This is a genomic window from Azospirillum palustre (genome assembly GCF_002573965.1).
GTDB classification, from domain to species: Bacteria; Pseudomonadota; Alphaproteobacteria; order Azospirillales; family Azospirillaceae; genus Azospirillum; species Azospirillum palustre.
In genome coordinates this window covers 402,947-425,275 of sequence record NZ_PDKW01000043.1, presented here as the reverse complement: position 1 = coordinate 425,275, position 22,329 = coordinate 402,947, and the positions used below count along the sequence as shown (strand labels likewise).

Below are 22,329 nucleotides of genomic sequence, written 5' to 3'. Positions count from 1 at the left end.
ATGGTCAATCCGCCACGGGTTCGGCGGCTTCGGGAGCGGAGACCGGCTGCCCGACCGCCAGCGCGAAGCCGCGCAGGAAAGCCGCACCATCCACAGGCGCCTTGCCCGGCCGCTGCACCCTGGTCAGCCGAACGGCCCCGCCGGCGCAGGCGACCGTCAGCCGGTCGTCGAGCAATGTGCCGGGCGTGCCGGTTCCGGATACGGGCTCGGCGGCCAGAACCTTGATGCGCTCACCATTGGAAGCGTCGAACCAGCAGCCGGGCCAGGGGGTCAGCGCCCGGACCTGCCGCTCGACAGCGGCGGCGGGCCGGTTCCAGTCGAGCCGGCCATCCTCGCGCGTCAGCTTGGCGGCGTAGGTGACGCCGTCTTCCGGCTGCGGCACGGCGGCCAGCGTGCCGGCGGCAAGCCCGTCCAGCGCCGGGACGATCATGCGGGCGCCGAGTGCGGCCAGCTCGTCATGCAGGCTGCTGGCGGTGGTGGCGGGGGTGATCGCCACCGCTTCCCGGGACAGCATGGCGCCGGTGTCGAGCCCGATGTCCATCTGCATGATGGTGATCCCGGTCTCGGCGTCGCCGGCCAGGATGGAGCGCTGGATCGGCGCCGCCCCGCGCCAGCGCGGCAGCAGCGAGCCATGGACGTTGACGCAACCCAGCCGCGGCGCGTCGAGGATCGGCTGCGGCAGGATCAGGCCATAGGCGGCGACCACCGCGGCATCGGCCTTGAGATCGGCGAACTCGGCCTGGGCCTCGGCATTGCGCAGGCTCTTGGGCGTGCGCACGGGGATGCCGTGCTCCTCGGCGAAGCGATGGACGGGCGATTTCTGCACCTGCTGGCCGCGGCCGGCCGGGCGCGGCGGCTGGCTGTAGGCGCAGACGACCTGATGCCCCGCCTCGATCAGCGCGGCAAGGCTGGGCACGGCGAAATCCGGCGTGCCCATGAAGACGAGACGGAGCGGGGTCATCGGATGTTTATCGCCGATCTGTGTTGCGGCCGGTCTTTTGCGACTGGTCAGGCCGTGGCCTTCTGCATCTTCTGGACCTTCTTCAGCAGGATGTTCCGCTTCAGAATCGACAGGTAGTCGACGAACAGAACGCCGTTCAGATGGTCGATCTCATGCTGGATGCAGGTGGCGAGCATCCCGTCGGCCTCGATCTCCTGCGGCTGGTTCTTTTCATCCAGATAGCGGACGCGGATGCGCACGGGCCGGGTGACGTCGGCATATTGCTCCGGCACCGACAGGCAGCCTTCCTCGCACACCGCCTTCTCGTCCGACGACCAGACGATTTCCGGGTTGGCGAGGCGGATCGGGTTCGGCGGCTCGCCCTTCTCATGGACGTCGACGACGATGACGCGGTCGAGCACGCCGACCTGCGGAGCGGCCAGACCGATGCCGCTGGCGTCGTACATGGTCTCCACCATGTCGTCCATCAGCTTGACGACGCGCGCATCCACTTCGGCGACGGGTTGCGCCTTGCGCTTCAGGATCGGATGCGGGGCGACGAGGATCGGAAGACGGGCCATGGGTGCTCGATGCTGGTAAGGGAAAGTTCAAACGGACAAAGTAGGCGGACCGAGCGTTTCGGTCAAGGAATCGGACCTATGCGAACGATGCAGAACCGCCCGCCGTGCGGGGTTGCGCCCGGCGCCGGTTGGGCGTAGTCGATGCCGATCATGCCGGACGCCACAACCGCCCCCTCCCCGCCGCCGCGTTGGACACAGGACGCCGCCCTGGCGCTGGTGTTCCTGACCCGGCTGCCCCTTCCCCCCATCGGCCCGCTGAATGGCCTGCTCAATGGCCCCCTGGCCGACGGCGCGTCGGCGCGGGCGATGGGCTGGTTTCCGCCGGTCGGCGCGCTGATCGGGCTGGCGGGCGGGGCGGTGTACGCCGCCGCCGCCGCCCTGCACCTGCCGCCGCTGGCCGGTGCGCTGCTGGCCCTAATGGCGACGGTCCGGCTGACCGGCGGGCTGCATGAGGACGGGGCGGCCGACGTGGCCGACGGCTTCGGCGGTGGGCGCGATCCGGCGCGCAAGCTGGAGATCATGCGCGACAGCCGCGTCGGCAGCTATGGCGTGCTGGCCCTGGTCTTCTCGGTCGGTATCCGCGCCGCGGCCCTGGCCGCCCTGCCGGTTCCGGCGGCGGTCGCGGCTCTGGCGGCGGCCGGCGCCCTGTCGCGCTGCGGGCTGGCGGCGATGGCGCGCGTTTTGCCGGCAGCGCGGCGCGACGGGCTGGCGGCGGCGCAAGGCCGGCCAGCGATGGCGACGGTGCTGCTGGCGCTCCTCTTCGGCGTCGCAATCGCCGCCGTGGCGCTTGGCGGACTTGCCTTGGCGGCGCTGGCGGCCTCGCTGCTCGCCGTGGCCGCGGTGGCGGCGCTCGCCCGGCGGCAGATCGGTGGGCACACCGGCGACGTTTTCGGCGCGGCGCAGCAGGCGGCGGAGGCCGCCGTGCTGCTGACCCTGTCGGCCCTCATTGGAGCAGCGGCCATCGGAGCAGCGGCATGACCGCCTTGAGCCTCACCCCCCTGACCGTCACCCGCTGGTGGCTGATCCGCCATGCACCGGTCCGCAACCCGGACAACGTCATCTGCGGGTCGAGCGACCGCGAGGCCGACACCGGCAACCGCGCCGCGGCCACCGCGCTCGCGGCCGGCCTCCCCCCCGACGCCCTGTGGCTGACCAGCCCGCTGCGCCGCAGCCGCCAGACCGCCCAGGCCCTGTGGAGCCGCAACCCCCGCCTTGCCGGCACCGCCGTGGTGGAGCCGGCGCTGGCCGAGCAGGATTTCGGCGACTGGGAAGGCATCAGCCACGACACCGCGGCCCGGCGCGATGCCGAGGCGGCGGCACGCTTCTGGCGCGACCCGGCCCGCCATGCCCCGCCCGGCGGCGAAAGCTTCGCCACGGTGATGGACCGCACGGCGGGCGCGCTGCTGCGGCTGACCGACCTCCATGCCGGACGCGATCTGGTTGCGGTGATCCATGCCGGCACCATCCGGGGCGCACTGGCGCTGGCGCTGGATCTGACGCCGGAGGCGGCTCTGCGGCTGCGGATCGACCCCTGGTCGCTGAGCCGGATCGACTACCACCACGCCGGGACAGGATCCTGGTCTGTCGGGGGAGTGAATCAGCAGGCCGGAACTTTCTGACCGCGGCGGGCGTTCCCCAGTCTCAGTTGGGCTACCGAACGAGAGGCAGACCATGGTCCATAGCACCACCGCCGGCCACGGCCACAGCCCCGACCAGGGCGATGTCAAGAAGCTCTGGGAGATGATGAAGGGCGTCCAGGTCGCGATGATGACCACGCTGGACGACAACGGCCGGATGAACTCCCGTCCGATGGCGACGCTGTCCCATGCGGGGTTCGAAGACGGCACCCTGTGGTTCTTCACCCGCGCCCATTCCGAGAAGGTGGACGAGATCGACCGCCACTGGCGCGTCAACCTCGCCTATGCCAATCCCGACAAGCAGGACTACGTGTCCGCCTCCGGCGTCGCCGAGGTGGTGCGCGACCGCGAAAAGATCCGCTTCCTGTGGCGCGACATCATGACCACCTGGTTCCCCCAGGGTCCGGACGATCCCGAGGTGGCGCTGCTGAAGGTGTCGGTCGATCAGGCCGAATATTGGGACAGCCCGTCGAGCACCATGGTCTACGCCTATGGCTATGTGAAGGCGAAGCTGACCGGCCAGTCGCCGGATCCGGGCGACCACGCCAAGATCGCGTTCCAGTAACCGCATTTCGGTGAAAGCCGGCTGTAGATGCCGGCCCGACATGAAAAAGCCCTCCCTGCCGACCGCGAGGCCAGCAGGGAGGGCTTTTTCATTCAAGGCTTAAGAAGCGCGGGAGGCGCTGCTTACCAGCTCTTCGCACGGGCCGCCGGCTTGCCGTTGCCGTGGGATTCACGACGGGCATGGTCCGGGCGGGCATCGCCGCGGTGGTTGTCGTTGCGGGCATAGTCCGGACGCGGGCCGCGCGGGGCGTGCGGGCCCTTGGACTCGCCGTTGCGGTGCCACGGCTTGCCGGCACCGCCAGCCGGACGGCCGCTGCGACCGGCCGGACGGCCGGCGCCGCCGGTGGTGAAGGGACGCGTCGGCTCCAGGCCGGGCACCACATGCACCTCAAGCGTCACCTTCGTGTAGCGCTCGATGCGGACCAGCGTCTCGCGATCGGCACGGGCGGCGAAGGAGATCGCAACGCCCGAGGCGCCGGCGCGGCCGGTGCGGCCGATGCGGTGGACATAGTCCTCCGCCGAACGCGGCAGGTCGAAGTTGATGACGTGGGTGATGTCGCGCACGTCGATGCCGCGGGCGGCGACGTCGGTGGCAACCAGCAGGCGGACCTGGCCGGTGCGCAGACGCTGGAGCGTGCGGTTGCGCTTGGTCTGGTCCATGTCGCCGTGCAGGGCGGCGGCGGCATGGCCGGCGGCGCTCAGCTCCTCGGCCAGCGTGTCGGCATCACGCTTGGTCGCGGCGAAGATGATCGCCTTGCCGACCTCTTCCTGGGCGGCGAAATGCTGCAGCAGACGGCGCTTGTGGTCGAGATCGTCGGCATGGTGCAGACGCTGCTCGACGTTGATGGCGGTCGCCTGGCTCTCGACGGCCACACGCTCCGGGTTGCGCAGCAGGTTGCCGGCCAGCTGGGCCATGCGGCGATCCAGCGTGGCGGTGAACAGCATGGTCTGGCGCGTCGGCGGGCAGCACTTGGCGATGGTCTCGACATCGTCGAGGAAGCCCATGTCCAGCATGCGGTCGGCCTCGTCGAGGATCAGCACCTCGACCTCGTCCAGCGAAATGCGGCGACGGGCGACGTGGTCCAGCAGGCGGCCCGGGGTGCAGACGAGAACGTCGACCGGACGCGACAGCAGGCGCAGCTGCTCGCGGTAGGGCATGCCGCCGACCACGTCCACGATGTTCAGCTTCATGAACTTCGCGTATTTGCGGGCGGCGTCGGTGACCTGCTTGGCCAGCTCGCGGGTCGGAGCCAGCACCAGCACGCGCGGGGTGGCGGCGCCGTTCAGCGGCAGCTCGGCGGTGCGGGTCAGCGCCGGCAGCATGAAGGCGGCGGTCTTGCCGGTGCCGGTCTCGGCGGTGGCGAGGATGTCGCGGCCCTGGAGCGCCGGCGGAATGGCGGCGAGCTGGACCGGGGTCGGGACGGTGTATTCGAAAGCCTCGAGAGACTTCAGGACGAGCGGGTGCAGACCGAGTTCGGAAAACGTCAAGTTGTAACAACCTTCTCAAAGCAACACGGTACAGCCCCGCGCGCCCCTATGGCGGGCGTGGGATATACCGGCGGACTCGCCGGGAGGAGGTCGATAGAGGGAGAGGCGTCTATCCGATGCAGCGGCCATTGCGTCCCTGGAACCCCGGGACGTTCGCCCCCTAAGGGACTGCCGTTGCGCAATCACAGCGCGTCTCGCTCAAGAGACGCGCGAGCCTCCAGCGATCAAGACGCTCTAGATATGCTATTGCGCCGCACAAAACAAGGCTGATCGCAGAACGAGCCCCGCGTGCTTCACTTGACGACCATGCGTTCGATGTAGATGTCGCGGAACAGGCCGGCTCCTGCCTCGCGATTCACGGCCTCCTTGATGCGCGCCTTCAGGATTTCTGCGGAACCGGGGCCGGTCAGGGTTTCGCTGTCGATCCGGCCGATGGTCTGGAACAGCCGGTCGGCGATGCGGTCCTGATAGCGCAGGATGCGGTCGGGCTCGACCTTCGGCGCCAGCACCAGCGAGACCTGCATCTCCACCGCCCGCACACTGCCCAGCGGCACCTCGATGGCGGGTAGCCGCGCCAGTTGCGGCTTCGGCCCCATCCGCGCCTCGACCCGCCGCTGTTCCAGGATGCGGTCCAGCGCGATGCCGCCGGCATAGGCCAGTCCGGCCAGCGTGAACAGGGCGATCAGGACGACGATCAGCAGGCGGGTGGGGTTTCCCGGTTCCGGCTGGGTTTCATGGTGCGGCGCCAGCTCGTCCCGCAACGGGTCGGGCGGCGGGGTGGAGAACAGGTTTCCGTGCAGCGTTCGGTGCGTGGCTATGATCGGCCTCCTGGGTCGGCTTCCTTGGGGGGCGGCCTCTTGGGGTCGGCCTCCTGCGGGCCGGGCGGGAGCAGTGTGGAGCGTAGCGCGTCGGGTGTTAAGATTCGGTGGAGGGGGGCGCCAGGGTCATCGCACGCAGTCGGCCAGCCCGTCCCGCCGCACCACCGCCATCCGCCGCTCGATCACCCCGACGCGGCGGGCGACATAGGCGCTGGGCCGGGTGGGCGACCAGTTGCGCGGGCTGGGCAGCACCACCGCCAGCAGCGCCGCCTCGCGCCGGGTCAGGGCCGCGGCCGATTTGTTGAAGTGGTGCCGCGCCGCGGCCTCGGCGCCATAGACGCCGTCGTCCCACTCCACGATGTTCAGATAGACCTCCAGGATGCGGCGCTTGCTCCACAGGCTTTCGATCAGCAGGGTGAACCAGGCCTCCGCCCCCTTGCGGGTCCAGCTGCGGTCGGGCCACAGAAAAGCGTTCTTGGCAGTCTGCTGGCTGATCGTGCTGCCGCCGCGCAGCCGCCGGCCTTCCTCGTTCTCCTCGAAAGCGCCCTCGATGGCCGCCCAGTCGAAGCCGCCATGGCCGCAGAAACCGGTGTCCTCCGAGGCGATCACCGCCTCGACCAGCGCGGGGGAGATGCGCTCCAGCGGTTCCCAGCCGCGCGACAGGCCGGAGCCGCCCAGCGCCCGGATCAGCATCAGCGGCGTCGCCGGCGGCGGCACGACCCGATAGAGCGCCGCCCACAGGATGGTGAAGGCCATCAGCCCCGCAATCCCGATCAGCGCCCAGCGCAGCAGTTTCCGCATACAGCCCCGTCTCCGCCCGGTTCCTTCGGACTTCCCTCAATGGGGGTGAAGCGGTGCGCCGTCAACATGCGGCGCTCGCTTTGCGGCACGCCACCGCCATATAGTGCCGCCGATGGACCTGACAGCCGATCCCACCCCGCTCCACAGCCTTGACGACGCGCCCGCCATGGTGGCCGGTGCGCGCCGTGTCGTGTCGCTGACCCTCGACGGCGAGGTCGAGGAGCTGTCGCTGGCCGCCGCCGCGGCGAAGGTGCGCCGCCAGCCGCCCCTGGTCTGCCATGCCCGCGCCTTCGCCCGCCGATTGGGGATCGACGCCTTCCCGGCCTTCGACGTGCTGGAACTGTTCGCCTTCGTCCACCCGGCCCGCTTCTGCGTCCCCACCCCGCGCGGCATCGCCGAGGCGCTCGACCTGCCCACGCCTGAGGGTCACGAGGCGGAGGCGCTGGCACTCCAGCGCGCCGTGCGCCGTCTGCTGGGTGACTTGCGCGCAGCCGGACGGGAGGAGTCCTCCGATCCCGTCGCCTTCGCCTGGGAGATGGGGCGTGCCGGCTGGCCCTGGGCGGCGGCGGTGCTGGCCGCGCTCGGCAAGCCCGACGGGCCGGAGAAGGGTGCCGCCCGCTCGGGCCTGCGCGTCTGGACCCGCATCAAGGAGTGGGAGGAGGGCGCGCCGCCGCCGCCGCCCGCCCAGAATCCGGTCGATCCCGACGAGGCGCGCCGCCGCCTCGCCGTCATGCTGTCGGCCAACGTGCTGGGCAAGGTGGCGGAGCCGCGGCCGCAGCAGGCCGACTATTCCAGCGCGGTGTCCGCCGCCTTCGCCCCGCGCCAGCTTCCCGACACCCCCAATGTGGTGCTGGCCGAGGCCGGGACCGGCGTCGGCAAGACGCTGGGTTATCTGGCGCCGGCCACGGTCTGGGCGGAGAAGAATGGCGGGACGGTGTGGATCTCCACCTATACCCGCAACCTCCAGCACCAGATCGACGCCGAGCTTGACCGGCTCTATGCCGACCCGGCGACCAAGGCGCGCAAGGTGGTGCTGCGCAAGGGGCGCGAGAACTACCTGTGCCTGCTGAACCTGGAAGACGCGGTGCGCGCCATGCCGTTCCAGCCGCACAACGCCATCGGCGTCGGGCTGATGGCGCGCTGGGCGGCGGCGACGCGCGACGGCGACATGACCGGCGGCGACTTCCCCGGCTGGCTGGTCGACATCGCCGGGCGCGGCCCGACCATGGGGCTGGCCGACCGCCGCGGCGAATGCATCTATTCCGCCTGCGACCATTATGCCCGCTGCTACATCGAGAAGAGCGTGCGCCGGGCGCGGCGCGCCGACATCGTCATCGCCAACCATGCGCTGGTGATGGTGCAGGCGGCGCTCGGCGGCGGCGAGGAACCGACACTGCCCAGCCGCTATGTCTTCGACGAGGGGCACCATGTCTTCGATGCCGCCGACAGCGCTTTCGCCGGCCATCTGACCTGCCGCGAGACGCAGGAGCTGCGCCGCTGGCTGCTGGGTGCCGAGGAGACCGGCCGCAGCCGCGCCCGCGGCCTGAAGCGCCGGCTGGAGGACATCGTCGCCGGCGACGAGGAGGCTCTGCGCCATCTCGACGACATCCTGATCGGCGCCCGCGTCCTGCCCGCCGACGGCTGGTCGGCGCGTCTGGCCGCCGACAACCCGCAGGGGCCGACCGAGCGCTTCCTGCTGATGGCCCGCCAGCAGGTCTATGCCCGCACCGCCGGCCAGGGCGGCCCCTACAGCCTGGAGGCCGACAAGGCCTATCCGGTGGACGGCCTGCTGGAGGCCGCGGCGGAGCTGGAGCAGTCTCTGGTCCGCCTGTCCGAGCCGGTCGAGGCGTTGGCCCGCCGGCTGGCGCTGCGGCTGGAGGACGAGAGCGCCGAACTCGACTCCGACCAGCGCCGCCGCATCGACGCGCTGTCGCGGAGCCTGCACCGCCGCGGCACCCTGACGGTCGAGGGGTGGCGCGCCATGCTGCGCACCCTGCCGACCGAGACGCCGTCCCATTTCGTCGACTGGTTCGCGGTGGAGCGGATCGACGGCCGCGACGTCGATGTCGGGCTGTACCGCCACTGGGTCGATCCGACGGTACCCTTCGCCGAGGCGCTGGCCGGTCCCGCCCATGGGCTGGTGGTGACCTCTGCCACGCTGACCGACGGCACCGGCGACATCGGCCAGGACTGGCGCGCCGCGGAGGACCGTTGCGGCGCCAGCCACCTGCCGGCCCCAGCGATCCGGGCGCAGGTCCCCTCCCCCTTCGACTATCCGAACCGCACCCGCGTCTTCGTCGTCAACGACGTGCGCAAGGACGATTTGGGGCAGGTTTCGGCGGCCTACAGATCGCTGTTCATGGCGGCGGGCGGCGGCGGGCTCGGCCTGTTCACCGCGATCAGCCGGCTGCGCGCCGTGCGCGACCGCATCGCCGAGCCGCTGGATCAGGCGAACATCCCGCTCTATGCCCAGCATGTCGATCCGCTGGATGTCTCGACCCTGATCGACATCTTCCGCAACGAGGAGCACGCCTGCCTGCTCGGCACCGACGCGGTGCGCGACGGGGTGGACGTGCCGGGGCGCAGCTTGCGCCTGATCGTCTTCGACCGCGTGCCGTGGCCGCGTCCGGACATCCTGCACCGCGCGCGGCGCGAGGCCTTCGGCCGCCGGCGCTACGAGGACATGATCACCCGGCTGCGCCTGAAGCAGGCCTTCGGCCGGCTGGTCCGCCGCGCCGACGACACCGGGGTCTTCGTCCTGCTCGACCCGATGATGCCGAGCCGGCTTGGCGGCGCCTTCCCCGAAGGCGTGGAAATGCGGCGGGTCGGACTGAAACAAGCGGTGGAGGAGACGGCGGAGTTCCTGCGCGGCTGGTGAGGCCGGTCCGGCGCCTCACCACCTCCCGTTCCGTGGCCTGTCAGGCGGCGCGCAGCTCGCTGAGGAAGCTGTCCATCGCCTGCTTCAGCATCGCAGCCTGCCGGGCGAGATCGTCCGACGCATGCTTGACGTTGTTGGTGGCCGCCCCCGTCTCGTTCTCCGCCTGCTGAATTCCCAGGACGTTGCGCGAAACCTCGGTCGTGCCGACCGCGGCCTGCTGGGCGTTGCGGCTGATTTCGGACGTGGCGCCGCTCTGCTGGTTCACCGATTGCGCCATGTCGGCAGTGGAATTGCTGATCTCCTCCACCTGACCGATGATGCTGCGCATGGCGCCGACCGTCCGGCCCGACGCCGCCTTGACCGCGCCGATCTGGTTGGTGATCTGCTCGGTCATCGCGTGGGTCTGGTTGGCAAGGTTCTTCACCTCGCTGGCGACGACGGCAAAGCCTTTGCCGGCCTCGCCGGCACGGGCCGCTTCGATGGTCGCGTTCAACGCCAGCAGATTGGTCTGGCTGGCCACCGCATTGATCGACGCCACGATCTGATCGACCTGATCGATGGAGGCGGACAGCAGATCGAGCTGGCGCTGGGCCTCGCCAGCCCCTTCAGCGGCCATGCGGGAGCGGTCGGCGGCACGCCCCACCCGGTCGGACAGCTCGCCGATCGAGGCGGACAGTTCCTCCGACGCGGCGGCGACCGTCTGCACATTGGCGCTCGCCTGCTCCGACGCGGCGGCGACGGCGGTGCACTGGGCGCCGACCTCTTCGACGGCGGCGGCCAGCTGCGACGAGGTGGCCTGCAACTCGGTCGCGGAACTGCCGACCGCATCGACGATGGAGCCGACCCGCTCCTCGAAGGACCGGGCCATGTCCAGCGTTCCCCGGCGCTTTTCCGCGGCCGCCTGGACCTGGGCGTCCTTGGCGTCCTGTTCCAGCTGGCGCGTTCGGATCATGCTCTCCTTGAACACCTCCACCGTCCGCGCCATTTCGCCGACCTCGTCGCCACGGCCGGCCCCACCCACCTCCGTCGTGGTGTCCCCGGTCGCCAGACGCACCATCGCCGCATTCAGGGCCGCAATCGGACGGCGAATGCCATAGACGACCAGCAGCACGGACCCGATGGCACCGATGACAAGCAGCGCGACCGCAATCGACAGGGAGTTGAACACCGTCTGGTTGGTCTTGACGGTCAGATCGTCGGACGAACGGTACACTCCGGCCGACACCTCATCCGACAGCTTTGCCGCCATGTTGAAGGCCTCCACCACCTGGGGGCGCCCTTCCTTTCCATAGATGGCGGCAGCCCCGGCGTGATCGCCCTTCTCCTTCGCCGCGAAAAGCTTGGGCAGCGAGGACTTCACCATTGCCGTCAGTTCCACGATCCGGGCCAGCTTGTCCTTGTTCTCGGGCCTGACCAGACGGTTCATCACCGTGCTCGATTCGACGATGGCCGCCTGGATGTCGTCCATCGCCTTGACCAGAGCCGGAAGTCCGGAAGGATCCTGAAGCAGCAGCACGTTGTTGGCCTGACGGCCGAGGTTGGCGAGGTCGCCACGCATGCGTTCCAGCTTCAGCGAAAACGTCACATCTCCATCGACCAGCTTGGTGTAGCGATCATCGATCTCACCGATCCGGTCGCTCATGTAGATCGACAGCCCCAGCGTGATGACGCTGAGAAGCGCCACCACCGCATAGATTTTCGTGCCGATCCGGAGATTCTCGATAAGTTTCACAGCGACACCCCAGCTGACCCCTGAAAAGAGCGGCTTCCCTGTCGACTTCGACCGACATGACGAAAGCAATTCCAGACTCACCTAAGTTCACAGGGTAAAGAATGCCTTAAAGAATCGGTAAGAAAATGTTCGAAAGATAAATGGACCGAGCCGCGAACAACGGCAATCTCTATAAGATTACATCGCCAACTCAAGTCCGGATGCCGATCATCCCGCCGGCGCATACACCGCCAGCAATGCAGACAGCGTCACCACACTCAGCACCGTCGACACCAGGATTGCGGAGGAGGTGCGCTCCACATAGGTCTGGTACTGGCTTGCCACCACAAAGGTCAGGGCGCCGGTCGGCAATGCCGCCAGGATCACCGCGCTGCCGGTCCAGAACGGGTCCATCGGGAACAGCGTCTGCGTCAGCACCCAGGCCAGCGCCGGGTGGACCAGCAGCTTCAGGGCGCTGATCCAGCCCGCCTCCGCCAGCCCGGCGGTCAGGCGTTGCGAGGCCAGGAACAGGCCGATGGCGAACAGCGCGCAGGGGCCGGCGGGGGAGCCCATCAACTCGCAGAATGTCGCGATCGGCTTGGGCACCGCCACGCCGGGCAGCAGCGCCGACCAGGCGAGGCCGGCGGCGGTGGACAGGATCAGCGGGTTCTTCGCCAGCGCCCGGCCGACATCGCGCAGGGCCTTGCCCAGCCCACTGCCCTGGCTGTTGGCGAACTCCATCCAGATCACGGCGATGCCGACCATGATGGCGCTCATGATGACGGTCGCCAGGATGGTGGGGGCGAGACGGTCCGGCCCGAAGGCGGCCAGGAACAGCGGAATGCCCATGTAGCCGGTGTTGGAGAAGGCCGAGTTCAGCCCCTGCATGCATTGGATCTGCGTGCGCTCGCGGTAGACGAGGCGGCCGATCACAGCACCCAGCGCATAGACCAGCAGCATCGACCCCAGGAAGGCGCCGATGAACGGACCGTTGAAGATCTCCGGGATCGACCGCCGTGCCGTGCCCAGGAACAGCACCGGCGGCAGCGCCATCCAATAGACGAACTTGTTCAGCGCCTCCGACGAGGCGGCGCCGAGCAGCTTCGACTTCCCGGACAGGAAGCCGGCCAGGATGATGGCGAATACGGGAAATGCGACATTGAGGACGACGTTCATGGTGCGCGACAATAGGCAACGCCAACCGTCGCGTCGAGCGGCCGACCCCTCCACTCCCGGCATGGCACCCTTGACGCCGCGGAAGCGGCGTCGAACTCAAACGACGCCGCGAAGGCGGCGTCGGACGCCATGCTTGACGCCGCGGAAGCGGCGTTCGAGATTGCCGACCTTACACGCGACCACTCCCCAAGGGAGACCGCCCCATGAGAAAGCCGACCGATTCCATGATCGACCACCACAGCGCACTCATCTACGTCATGGTCCTGGTGTCCGCCTGCGACGGCGACATGACCGACCTTGAACTGGAAGCCATCGGCGAGAATGTGCGCTATCTGCCGATCTTCAAGGACTACAGCGGCGATCAGGTGATGGCCGCCACCCGCGAATGCACCGCCATGCTGTCCGACAATGACGGGCTGGACACCGTGCTGACCATCATCGAGCAGGCGCTGCCGTCCAAGCTGCGCGAGACCGCCTATGCGGTGGCCTGCGACATCGCCGCCGCCGACCCCAAGGCATCGCAGGAGGAACTGCGCATGCTGGAGCTGATCCGCCACCGGCTCGGGGTCGACCGGCTGTGCGCCGCCGCCATCGAGCGCGGCGCCCGCGCCCGCCACATGCGCCTGTGACCCTGATCCACGTACAGTGAAAGCCTCGACATGACCGAAGAAACCATCCGCCCCGATCTCGCCGGCCAGCGCGTCGGCGTCATCGGGCTTGGCCTGATGGGCAAGCCGATGGCCAGAGCGCTCGCCCGTGCCGGCGCGGAACTGGTGGTGAGCAGCCGCAGCCCCGGCCCGGTCGCCGAACTGGCGGCGGAGGGGATGATCGCCGCCACCGGCCCGGCCGCCGTTGCCGGACAGGCGGGGATCGTCATCCTGATGCTGACCGACACCAATGCGGTGGAGACAGTGGCCGAGGCTCTGCTGCCGGTCCTGCGCCCCGGCCATCTGGTGATCGACATGGGCACCACCGCCGTCGCCGCCACCCGCGCGCTGGCCCAGCGCGTCGCCGCCGTCGGGGCGGAATGGCTCGACGCGCCGGTCTCCGGCGGGACCGTGGCGGCGGAGGGCGCCATCCTCACCATCATGGCCGGCGGGTCAGAGGCTGCCTTCGCCCGTGCCCTGCCGGTGTTGCAGGCGATGGGCCGCCGCATCACCCATGTCGGGGACAGCGGCGCCGGCCAGATCGCCAAGTCGGCCAATCAGGTCATCGTCGCCCTGACCATCGGCGCGGTGGCCGAGGCGCTGGCGCTCGCCCGGGCGGCCGGCGCCGACCCGGCCAAGGTGCGCGACGCCATCCGCGGCGGCTTCGCCGAATCCCGCATCCTCGACCTGCATGGCGGCCGCATGGTCAGCGGCGACTTCACGCCCGGCGGCCGCGTCACCACCCAGGTGAAGGATCTGCGGCAAGCGGAGGAGCTGGCGCAGCAGTCCGGCATCGACCTGCCGACGCTCGGCCTGTCGCTGGAACTGTTCGAGATGCTGGTGGACCAGGGCGACGGCGCGCTGGACCATTCCGCTCTTTACCGTCTGTTCGCCCGCTGATCCCGGCGGGTGGCCGGGGGTGGAGCGCGGTGCTCCGCCCTCCGGTCGCTGATCTCCGGCTTGCCATTCCCTCCGTTGCGGCAAAGCCCCGCTTTCCGCAAGTTTCTTCTCAAAACGGTTGAGGATACGCGCCGCATCGTCCATTCTCCCGGCTTTCCGCAGGGTGGCAAAGCACTGCCGGCTCTTTTGTCTAAACAGGACATCTTCACAGGTCAGGCGGCGATGACGGGCGAGCGCATCTATCTCTACGACACCACGCTGCGTGACGGGGCGCAGACCCAGGATGTCGATTTCTCGGTCGCCGACAAGATCGCGATTGCCAAGGATCTCGACCGGCTGGGCATCGACTATGTCGAAGGCGGCTGGCCGGGCGCCAACCCGACCGACGACCAGTTCTTTGCCGAGGCGCCGGAACTGGCACGCGCCACCTTCACCGCCTTCGGCATGACCCGCCGCCCCGGCCGCAGTGCCGCCAACGACCCGCAGCTGACGGCGCTGGCCCAGTCGCGCGCCAAGGCGGTGTGCATGGTCGGCAAGAGCTGGGACTTCCACGTCGACGTCGCGCTGAACATCCCGCGCGAGGAAAACCTCGACCTCATCCGCGACAGCATCGCAGCCCTGCACGCCGCCAAGGGCGAGGCGCTGTTCGACGCGGAGCATTTCTTCGACGGCTACAAGCGCAACCCGGCCTATGCCGTGTCCTGCATCAGGGCGGCGTTCGAGGCCGGCGCGCGCTGGATCGTGCTGTGCGACACCAACGGCGGCACGCTGCCGCACGAGGTCGACGCCATCGTCCGCGAAGTGGTGGAGACGCACGGCATCCCCGGCGACCGGCTCGGCATCCACTGCCACAACGACACCGAGAACGCGGTCGCCAACTCGCTGGCGGCGGTGCGGGCCGGCGCGCGGATGATCCAGGGCACCATCAACGGGCTGGGCGAGCGCTGCGGCAACGCCAATCTCGTCTCGCTGATCCCGACGCTGATGCTGAAGATGGGCTACGAGACCGGCATCCGCCGCGAGGATCTGCCTCTCCTGACCCAGCTGAGCCGCGCCTTCGACGACCGGCTGAACCGCGCGCCCAACCGCCACGCCCCGTATGTCGGCGCCAGCGCCTTCGCACACAAGGGCGGGCTGCATGTCTCGGCGGTGGAGAAGGACCCGTCCTCCTACGAGCATGTGGCGCCCGAGGCCGTCGGCAACCGCCGCCAGATCGTCATGTCCGACCAGGCCGGCCGCTCCAACCTGATCGTGCGGCTGCGCGACATCGGCATGGCGGTGGATGCGAAGGACGGGCGCCTTGCCGGCCTGCTCGATCTGGTGAAGCAGCGCGACAGCGACGGCTACGCCTACGACACGGCGGAGGCCAGCTTCGAGCTGCTGGTCCGGCGCGAGCTGGGCGAGGTGCCGCGCTTCTTCGAACTGCTGCGCTTCCACGTCACCGACGAGCGCCGCTACAACGCGGTCGGCAAGCTGGTGGTGGAATCGGAAGCGGTGGTTCGCGTGCGCGTCGGCGACGCCGTGCGGATGGAGGTTGCCGACGGCAACGGCCCGGTGCATGCGCTGGACGTCGCCATGCGCAAGGCGCTCGAGCCCGCCTATCCGGCGCTCGCCAAGGTCAGCCTGTCCGACTACCGGGTGCGCATCCTGGCCGCCAAGGAGGGCACCGGCGCCATGCCGCGCGTCCTGATCCGCAGCGCCCGCACCGACGGAACCGAATGGTCGACGCTGGGGGTGTCCACCAACATCATCGAAGCCTCGATGGAGGCGCTGGTGGACAGCTACACCTACGCCCTGATGAAGGGCGACGCGAAGCCGGTGTAAGTACCGGCGGTGCAAGGGCCACGCGGCACCTTCCCAGCATGGCGATGTTCTGTTAGCTAGAGCGGTTTCGGGGCGCTCGCATTCACGCGGGGCCGGCTCCGGTCATCAGCGCCCGTATTGCCGCGGGTCCGCTCTCGGAGGATCATCGCCATGCTCTGGCTCGCCGCCTATATCGGCAGCATTCTTGCCATCAACTTCGCCTTCAGCCTGTTTCCGCACCTGGATCTGGCCTGGTCCTGCTGGGCCGGCCTGATCTTCATCCTGCGCGACATGGTTCAGGTGCGCTTCGGCCACTGGGCGCTCGCCGCCATGCTCAGCGGCACCGTGCTGTCCTATCTGCTGACCGACCCCTTCGTCGCCACCGCCAGCGTCGTCGCCTTCGCCGTGTCGGAGATGATCGACTGGGCGGTCTTCACCGTCACCCGCCGCCCGCTCCGCGACCGGCTGTGGATCAGCGCCGCCCTGTCGGTGCCGGTCGACACCGCCATCTTCTTCGGCATGCTGGACGTCTGGGATCCGACCGTCTGGGCCGCCAGCTTCGCGTCGAAGCTGCTGGGCGTCTCGGTGGTCTGGCTGCTGATGCGCGCCCGCGACGGGCGTGTGGCGGTCGCAGCGTAAAGGGCCGGCTGCGAATGCCCTCTCCCACCTCCCGCCAAGCGGGACAGGATTAGGGAGAGGGCATCGCAGCCCGCACTCCTTCAGAACCGCTTCACGAACCGGTTGAACAACCGCCCCAGCGGTCCGGTCATCCGCAGACCGCCGATGGTGGTGGCGAGGCACAGGCAGCCTTCCGGGTCCGACACCGGCCGGTGGATCAGCGACGGGTCGCCGACGGCGATGTCGCCGGGCAGGAAGGCGCCGAACTCGTCGGAGAAGCCGCCCTCCAGCACAACGGTCAGCTCGATGCCGCCATGGGTGTGCACCGGCACGCCGACACCGCCCTTCATGCGGATCAGCTTGGTGGTTCCGTCCGGGCCGGACAGCAGATCCATGCTGCGCATGCCCGGCTGGAGGAACCGCCAGCCGCCCTCCCCCAGCCGCCCCTCGCGGTCGAGCCGTCCGCGCAGGTAGCTGCACAGGGGTTCCGGATAGCGCGACTGCTGCACCGACGGCTTAACGGCCGGGCGGCATGGCGCCGGCCGCTCGTGGTCCAGGCGGGCCATCAGCGCTTCCAGGCAGCCGTCGGACAGCGGTTCCGGGTCCAGATCTTCCAGCAGGGCGCCGCCGACCGCCTCCATCTCCGCCACGGCGTGGCGGCAGGCGGGGCAGAAGGCCATGTGGGTGGCGACGGCCAGCGACGCGCCCTCGCACAGGGCGCCGCCGGCATAGTCGATCAGCAGGGTGTCGCCGGGGTGGTGGCTCGGCCGGTTCATCGGAAATGCCTCATCCGACATCCTTCAGCGACCGGCGCAGGCGTTCCATCGCCAGACGCAGGCGCGATTTGACGGTGCCGAGCGGGATGCCGTGCTCCGCGGAAATGACGCTGTGCGGCTTGTCCTCGAAATAAGCCATGCGCAGAAGCTCGGCCTGTTCCGGCGGCAGATCCTTCAGCGCGGCGCGCAGGCGCCCGCTGCTCTCCTTCGCCTCGATCCGGCGGTCGGCGGCCTCATCGGGTTCGGGCACCAGGGCGGGATCGTCGGGGTCGATCTCCGGCCGCTGTTCGCGCCGCAACACATCGATCCGCTTGTTGCGGGCGATGGTGAACACCCAAGTGCCGGCCGAGGCATGGATCGGATCGTAGGTTTCGGCACGACGCCAGACCAACAGCATGACCTCCTGAACAAGCTCTTCCGCCGCGCCGGAATCGCATCCCAACCGGCGCAGATAGGTTTTAAGCCGTGGCGCGAAGTGGCCGAACAGAACCCCGAACGCCTGGCGGTTCCGCTCGCGCCCTACGGCAACGAGCAGGTCTTCCAGGCTGGGGGCCATGTCGGCCGCGGGGATGTGCTGGTCCTGCATGGTCCCATTCAAGGGGAACATCGGCTTCCGCACAAGCCGGGGATGGCACCCATTCCCGGAATTCACGGCAGCCGCCCCGTTTTCAAGACCTCTGCGTCAATCCTGCACTCTGCCCTGCATCGAGCGGCATTTCACGCCGGGCTGTATGTCGCATCGTGACCTTCGGTACGCAACCATCCGACCGTTGGATCACGAAAAAACCCGGCCTGCGGCATTTTGTTCGGTTTAGCCGGATGATTGGGCCAAACCCTCTCTTCAGCCCCTATTTGATGAACCCCATGGCGCACAGGGCCTCGGCAACCTCCGGCATCTCCAGCGCCTCGACGAAGCGGCGGACGGCCGGACGGTCGCGACGGGCGGCGGGGACGACGAAGTCGTAATGCTCCTCCTGGAGCGGCAGGAAGCCCAGCCCATAGAGGGTCGCCGCGGTTTCGATGGCGACACCCCAGTCGGCGCGGTTCTGCGCCACCGCGACGGCGACGGCGTTGTGCGACTTGGCCTGCGTCCAGTAGCCGGTCGGCCGCGCCGGCCCCAGCAGCCGGTCGGTCAGGATGCGGGTGCCGCTGCCGGCATTGCGGTTGATCAGGATGCAGTCGGCCAGACCGGCGACCGCGGCAACCGCCTCTTGCGCCGTACGCCCCTCGAACCGCGGATCGCCGCGGCGGAAGACGATGCCCTGCATGCGGCGGTAGCCGGTGACGAGGTCGAGACCCGGTGCCAGGAACGGCGTGTTGTAGGTGCCGGTGGCGGGGTCCATCAGATGGACGGGGGCGATGTCGCACTCCCCGCGCCGTGCCGCCGCCAGCCCGCCCATCGAGCCGACATTCAGCGCCTTGACCGTCATCCCATCGCCGATCAGGCGGCCGAGCACGGCGTTCAGGCCGATGCACTGGCTGCCGACGACGATCAGGTCGGCGGGCGTCAGCGAACGGCCGAGCAGTTGGACCGACACCGGCGTGCCGGCTTCCACCGCCTCGGCCTGGGCGTCGATGGCGAGGAAGCCGTCGGCGTGGCTGAAGGCGGTGACCGCACCCGAGCCCTTCGACAGCGGGTAGGCCGCCAGTTCGCTCCCACCTGCGCCCTCATTGGCACCCGCACCGGCGCTATGGACCAGTGAGACCATGACATATTCGGTGCGCCCGCGCTCCGACCCCAGCCGCACGGGCAGGATGGCCGGCACCTCCTCCGCCAGCGCCGGGGGCAGGCCGGCCAGGGCGCGGATCACCGGGGCGACGAAGCTGTGGAAGGTGAACATGGCCGATGTCGGGAAGCCCGGCAGGATCACCACCGGCTTGCCGCCGGTCACCGCGAGGCACAGCGGCTTGCCCGGCTTCAGCGCCACGCCATGGGCGACGATGCCAGGGTCCGACAGCTGCGCCACGATGCGGTGGGAACGGTCGCCCGCCCCCTTCGACGTGCCGCCCGACAGCAGCAGCGCATCGCAGTCCAGCCCCCGGGCGACCAGCCTCTCCAGCGCCTCGTCCTCGTCCGGGGCGATGCCCAGCGGCACCGGCTCGCCGCCCAATTCGGCGACGGCGGCGGCCAGGATGGCGCCGTTGCTGTCATAGACCGCTCCGGTGCGGATCGGCTGGCCGGGTGCGACGATCTCGTCGCCAGTGGACAGAATGGCGACGCGCGGCCGGCGCACCACCGCGACCTCGCCGAGCCCGATGGCGGCGATCACGCCGATCTCGCGTGAGGTCAGCAGCTGGCCCTTGCGCAGAACCACCTCGCCCCGGCCGATGTCGGAGCCGGCGGCGGCGACGAAGGCGCCAGGGGTGGCCGGGCGGGTCAGGGTGACGAACAGGCCGTCGGGCCGCTCGACCGCCTCGGTCGTCTCCACCATCACCACGGCGTCGGCGCCGCGTGGCAGCATGCCGCCGGTGGCGATCACCGTGGCGGTGCCGGGCTCCACCGTCAGTTCGGGGGCATGGCCGGCGGCCAGAACCTCGTCGTTCAGGCGCAGGGCGACCGGCCGGTCCTCCGCCGCACCCACGGTATCGGCGGCGCGCACCGCGAAGCCGTCGACCACCGAGCGGTCGAAACCGGGGACATCCACATCGGCCGTCACGTCGGCGGACAGCACGCGCCCCAACGCTGCCGACAGCGGCACCCGCTCCTCCCCCCGTGGCGACAGGTCGAGATGACGGTGGAAGCGGGCGCGCGCCTCCTCACCGCTGACCACCTCCAGGAACTGGTCCTGGCGGGCGGCCTGGGCGACGAAACGGCGGATGTCCTCGCGGCTGCGGTCGGAACTGTGCACGCGGCAAACCCTTGCTGGATAAAAGCGGCGGGATACGTCCTCGCCTCTCAGTCGAACCTGTACATGGTGACGGGAACGCCGTCCGGCACGCCTTCGCTGTCCGCGCCGATCAGGACGAAGCCGTCGGCCCGCGCCGCCGCCGCCAGTCCCGGCCAGCCGGGCGAGGCCACCGGCTCCACCCTGCCGTCCCCGTCCAACCGGACCCGGTGCAGGTCGAGGCAGCCGATTTCCGACACCAGCTTGCGCGCCGTCACCGCCCGGACCGTCGCATGGGGCAGGTCGGCCGGCAAGCCGGCGGCACGCCGCACCGCGCGGCCGGCCAGCAGTTCGTAAGCCGCCAGCGCCGCCATCGGCTCCCCCGGCAGCAGCAGGATGGGCACGGCGCCGACGACGCCCAGCCCGGCGCTGCCGCCCGGCCGCATGGCGATGCCGTGCAGGCCGATGCTGCCGGCCCGGGCCAGGGCGGGCGCCGCCACATCGTCGGGGCCGGGGCCGGTTCGTCCGGCCGACAGGATCAGGTCGGCCCCCGGCCGGGCGAAGGCTTCGGCCAGGGCATCCAAGTCGGCCGGCACGACCTCGGCCGCCTCGACACCCCCGCCGTCGCGTCCGACCAGCGCCGCCAGCATGGCCGCGAGCTGCTCCGGCGCGCCGGCCCTGGGACCGCCGGCAATCAGAATCCGCACCCGCGGCGCCGGCAGGACCGATACGGTGTCATGCCCCACCGCGGCGAGCAGGCCGAGATCGCCGGGGCGCAGGCGCCGCCCGGCCGGAAGCAGCGCGTTTCCGGCGGCGGTCCAGGCGCCCTGCCGCTCCACCCCGCTGCCGGGCGCCACCGCGTCGATGGCCTCGATGAAGGGACCGGCGGCCTGCGCCGCCTCGTAGGGGATCACCGCGTCGCAGCCCGCCGGAAGAGGGTCGCCGGCGCTCACCGCAACCGCCGCCGTCAAGGGCACCGGGTTGTAGGAGCCGGCACCCAGCGTGTCGGCCGCCGCCACGGCATAGCCGTTCACCGCGGCACGGTCGGCCGGGGGCCAGTCCCCCTGCGCCACGACGGCGTCGGCCAGCCGCAGCCCGCCGCAGTCCGCCACGGGCAGGACCCTTGCGGCCGGCACGGCGACCCGGCGGTCGATCCAGTCCCAGCCATCGGCCAGCGGCGCACGGCGCGGGAAACCGCGGCCGCGGACATCGTAAAAGGGCGGGCCCGGCAGCGGCGTCGTCACAGCGCCGGCACCGTGGCGTCCTGCACGCGGTTGCGGCCGGCGCGCTTGGCGCGGTAGAGCAGCTGGTCGGCCATCTCCGCCAACTGTTCGGGGCTGCCGTCGGCCGACGGGATCACGGTGGCGACCCCCAGGCTGATGGTGACATAGGGGATGACCGGCGACTGCGCATGCGGGATGCGGCATTCGGCGACGCCGGTCCGGAAGCCTTCCGCCACGCGGACGGCGCCGGGGCCGTCGGTTTCCGGCAGCAGGCAGACGAACTCCTCGCCGCCATAGCGGGCGACGAGGTCGCTCGGCCGCTTTGCCCGGTCCGACAGCAGTTCGGCCAGCATGCGCAGGCATTCGTCGCCGGCCTGATGGCCGTAATGGTCGTTGTAGGCCTTGAAATGATCGACATCGAGGATGATGAGCGACAGCGGCAGGTTCGACCGGGCACAGCGCCGCCATTCGCGCACCATCGCATCGTCGAAACGGCGGCGGTTGGCGATGCCGGTCAGCCCGTCAAGGAAGGACAGGCTGCGCAGCAGGTCGGTCTGCCGCTTCAGCAGCAGATGGTTGCGCACCCGCGCCTTCACGATGGGCGGGCTGATCGGCTTGGTGATGAAATCGATGGCCCCCACCTCCAGCCCGAGGGTCTCGTCCTCCACCTCGCTCTTGGCGGAGATGAAGATGACGGGGATGTCGTGGATGGCGGGATCGGCCTTGATGCGGCGGCACACCTCGAATCCGTCCATCCCCGGCATCATGATGTCCAGCAGGACGAGATCCGGCATCCGCGCCTGGACCAGATCCAGCGCCTTCTCGCCGTCGGTGGCGAAATAGATGTCGTAATCGTCCTTCAGGATGCGGCTCAGCACATGGACGTTGGACGGAATATCGTCCACCACCAGGATTTTCGGGCGGAGGTCGGCCATGGGCGCGT

General features: G+C 69.8%; 20 protein-coding genes. 8 read left to right on the top strand and 12 right to left on the bottom strand.

Translation table 11 applies throughout. The annotated features are described in order from the left end of the window. Nucleotides 1-4: 4 nt before the first annotated feature. Together fmt and def are read right to left on the bottom strand one after the other, a co-directional pair. A complete protein-coding gene (fmt, locus tag CRT60_RS24350) occupies nt 5-961 on the bottom strand; it encodes a methionyl-tRNA formyltransferase (protein ID WP_098739149.1) in 957 nt (318 codons plus the stop codon). Between the two features lie 47 nt (nt 962-1,008). Then, nucleotides 1,009-1,521 (bottom strand): peptide deformylase, encoded by a 513-nt coding sequence (gene def, locus CRT60_RS24345; protein ID WP_098739148.1) that lies wholly within the window; start codon nt 1,519-1,521, stop codon nt 1,009-1,011. Between the two features lie 150 nt (nt 1,522-1,671). Here def and cobS point away from each other — a divergent pair, with 150 nt between their 5' ends. Genes cobS through CRT60_RS24330 form a run of 3 tightly spaced genes read left to right on the top strand, consistent with a single transcriptional unit; the run spans nt 1,672 to nt 3,723 of the window. Beyond that, nucleotides 1,672-2,499 (top strand): adenosylcobinamide-GDP ribazoletransferase, encoded by an 828-nt coding sequence (cobS, locus tag CRT60_RS24340; protein ID WP_342210683.1) that lies wholly within the window; start codon nt 1,672-1,674, stop codon nt 2,497-2,499. Next, the gene (locus CRT60_RS24335) at nt 2,496-3,140 is read left to right on the top strand and encodes a histidine phosphatase family protein (protein WP_098739146.1); all 645 of its coding nucleotides are present in this window, start codon (nt 2,496-2,498) and stop codon (nt 3,138-3,140) included. The genes cobS and CRT60_RS24335 overlap by 4 nt, the downstream gene beginning before the upstream one ends. A 52-nt stretch (nt 3,141-3,192) precedes the next feature. Beyond that, nucleotides 3,193-3,723: a pyridoxamine 5'-phosphate oxidase family protein gene (locus tag CRT60_RS24330; protein ID WP_098739145.1), complete on the top strand. Its 531-nt coding sequence runs from the start codon at nt 3,193-3,195 to the stop codon at nt 3,721-3,723. Nucleotides 3,724-3,845: 122 nt separating this feature from the next. Here CRT60_RS24330 and CRT60_RS24325 read toward each other — a convergent pair whose 3' ends face one another. The 3 genes from CRT60_RS24325 to mtgA all read right to left on the bottom strand — a co-directional run bounded on the left by CRT60_RS24325 (nt 3,846) and on the right by mtgA (nt 6,829). Further along, nucleotides 3,846-5,210 carry a DEAD/DEAH box helicase gene (locus CRT60_RS24325; protein ID WP_098739144.1) on the bottom strand — a complete coding sequence of 455 codons (1,365 nt, stop codon included), beginning with the start codon at nt 5,208-5,210 and terminating at the stop codon, nt 3,846-3,848. Between the two features lie 293 nt (nt 5,211-5,503). Continuing rightward, nucleotides 5,504-5,971, bottom strand: a complete 468-nt coding sequence (locus tag CRT60_RS24320) for a flagellar basal body-associated FliL family protein (RefSeq protein WP_244592725.1) — start codon at nt 5,969-5,971, stop codon at nt 5,504-5,506. Between the two features lie 183 nt (nt 5,972-6,154). Then, the gene (gene mtgA, locus CRT60_RS24315; protein ID WP_098739142.1) at nt 6,155-6,829 is read right to left on the bottom strand and encodes a monofunctional biosynthetic peptidoglycan transglycosylase; all 675 of its coding nucleotides are present in this window, start codon (nt 6,827-6,829) and stop codon (nt 6,155-6,157) included. 112 nt (nt 6,830-6,941) lie between these two features. Here mtgA and CRT60_RS24310 point away from each other — a divergent pair, with 112 nt between their 5' ends. Then, complete coding sequence (locus CRT60_RS24310) at nt 6,942-9,707, top strand: ATP-dependent DNA helicase (RefSeq protein WP_098739141.1); 2,766 nt, start codon at nt 6,942-6,944, stop codon at nt 9,705-9,707. Between the two features lie 40 nt (nt 9,708-9,747). Here CRT60_RS24310 and CRT60_RS24305 read toward each other — a convergent pair whose 3' ends face one another. Both CRT60_RS24305 and CRT60_RS24300 read right to left on the bottom strand, forming a co-directional pair. Continuing rightward, complete coding sequence (locus CRT60_RS24305) at nt 9,748-11,439, bottom strand: methyl-accepting chemotaxis protein (protein ID WP_098739140.1); 1,692 nt, start codon at nt 11,437-11,439, stop codon at nt 9,748-9,750. 207 nt (nt 11,440-11,646) lie between these two features. Continuing rightward, nucleotides 11,647-12,594 (bottom strand): AEC family transporter, encoded by a 948-nt coding sequence (locus CRT60_RS24300; RefSeq protein ID WP_098741002.1) that lies wholly within the window; start codon nt 12,592-12,594, stop codon nt 11,647-11,649. Nucleotides 12,595-12,797: 203 nt separating this feature from the next. Between CRT60_RS24300 and CRT60_RS24295 the strand changes: the two genes are divergently transcribed. The 4 genes from CRT60_RS24295 to CRT60_RS24280 all read left to right on the top strand — a co-directional run bounded on the left by CRT60_RS24295 (nt 12,798) and on the right by CRT60_RS24280 (nt 16,583). Beyond that, nucleotides 12,798-13,223, top strand: coding sequence for a tellurite resistance TerB family protein (locus CRT60_RS24295; RefSeq protein WP_098739139.1), 426 nt, complete (start codon nt 12,798-12,800; stop codon nt 13,221-13,223). A gap of 30 nt (nt 13,224-13,253) precedes the next feature. After that, on the top strand, nt 13,254-14,141 hold the full coding sequence (locus CRT60_RS24290; protein WP_098739138.1) for an NAD(P)-dependent oxidoreductase: 888 nt from the start codon (nt 13,254-13,256) through the stop codon (nt 14,139-14,141). Between the two features lie 222 nt (nt 14,142-14,363). Further along, complete coding sequence (cimA, locus tag CRT60_RS24285; protein ID WP_098739137.1) at nt 14,364-15,965, top strand: citramalate synthase; 1,602 nt, start codon at nt 14,364-14,366, stop codon at nt 15,963-15,965. Between the two features lie 150 nt (nt 15,966-16,115). After that, nucleotides 16,116-16,583 carry a preQ0 transporter gene (locus CRT60_RS24280; RefSeq protein WP_098739136.1) on the top strand — a complete coding sequence of 156 codons (468 nt, stop codon included), beginning with the start codon at nt 16,116-16,118 and terminating at the stop codon, nt 16,581-16,583. An 80-nt stretch (nt 16,584-16,663) separates the two neighbouring features. Here the strand turns inward: CRT60_RS24280 and CRT60_RS24275 are convergent, their stop codons facing one another. The 5 genes from CRT60_RS24275 to CRT60_RS24255 all read right to left on the bottom strand — a co-directional run bounded on the left by CRT60_RS24275 (nt 16,664) and on the right by CRT60_RS24255 (nt 22,321). Then, entirely contained in the window at nt 16,664-17,338 is a 675-nt protein-coding gene (locus CRT60_RS24275; RefSeq protein ID WP_167421809.1) for a ChrR family anti-sigma-E factor, read from the bottom strand. A 10-nt stretch (nt 17,339-17,348) separates the two neighbouring features. Next, entirely contained in the window at nt 17,349-17,924 is a 576-nt protein-coding gene (locus CRT60_RS24270) for a sigma-70 family RNA polymerase sigma factor (RefSeq protein WP_098741001.1), read from the bottom strand. Between the two features lie 262 nt (nt 17,925-18,186). Next, nucleotides 18,187-20,187 carry a molybdopterin biosynthesis protein gene (locus tag CRT60_RS24265; protein ID WP_098739134.1) on the bottom strand — a complete coding sequence of 667 codons (2,001 nt, stop codon included), beginning with the start codon at nt 20,185-20,187 and terminating at the stop codon, nt 18,187-18,189. A gap of 47 nt (nt 20,188-20,234) precedes the next feature. Then, entirely contained in the window at nt 20,235-21,407 is a 1,173-nt protein-coding gene (locus CRT60_RS24260; protein WP_098739133.1) for a molybdopterin-binding protein, read from the bottom strand. Continuing rightward, entirely contained in the window at nt 21,404-22,321 is a 918-nt protein-coding gene (locus tag CRT60_RS24255; protein WP_098739132.1) for a diguanylate cyclase, read from the bottom strand. The genes CRT60_RS24260 and CRT60_RS24255 overlap by 4 nt, the downstream gene beginning before the upstream one ends. Between the last annotated feature and the right edge of the window lie 8 nt (nt 22,322-22,329).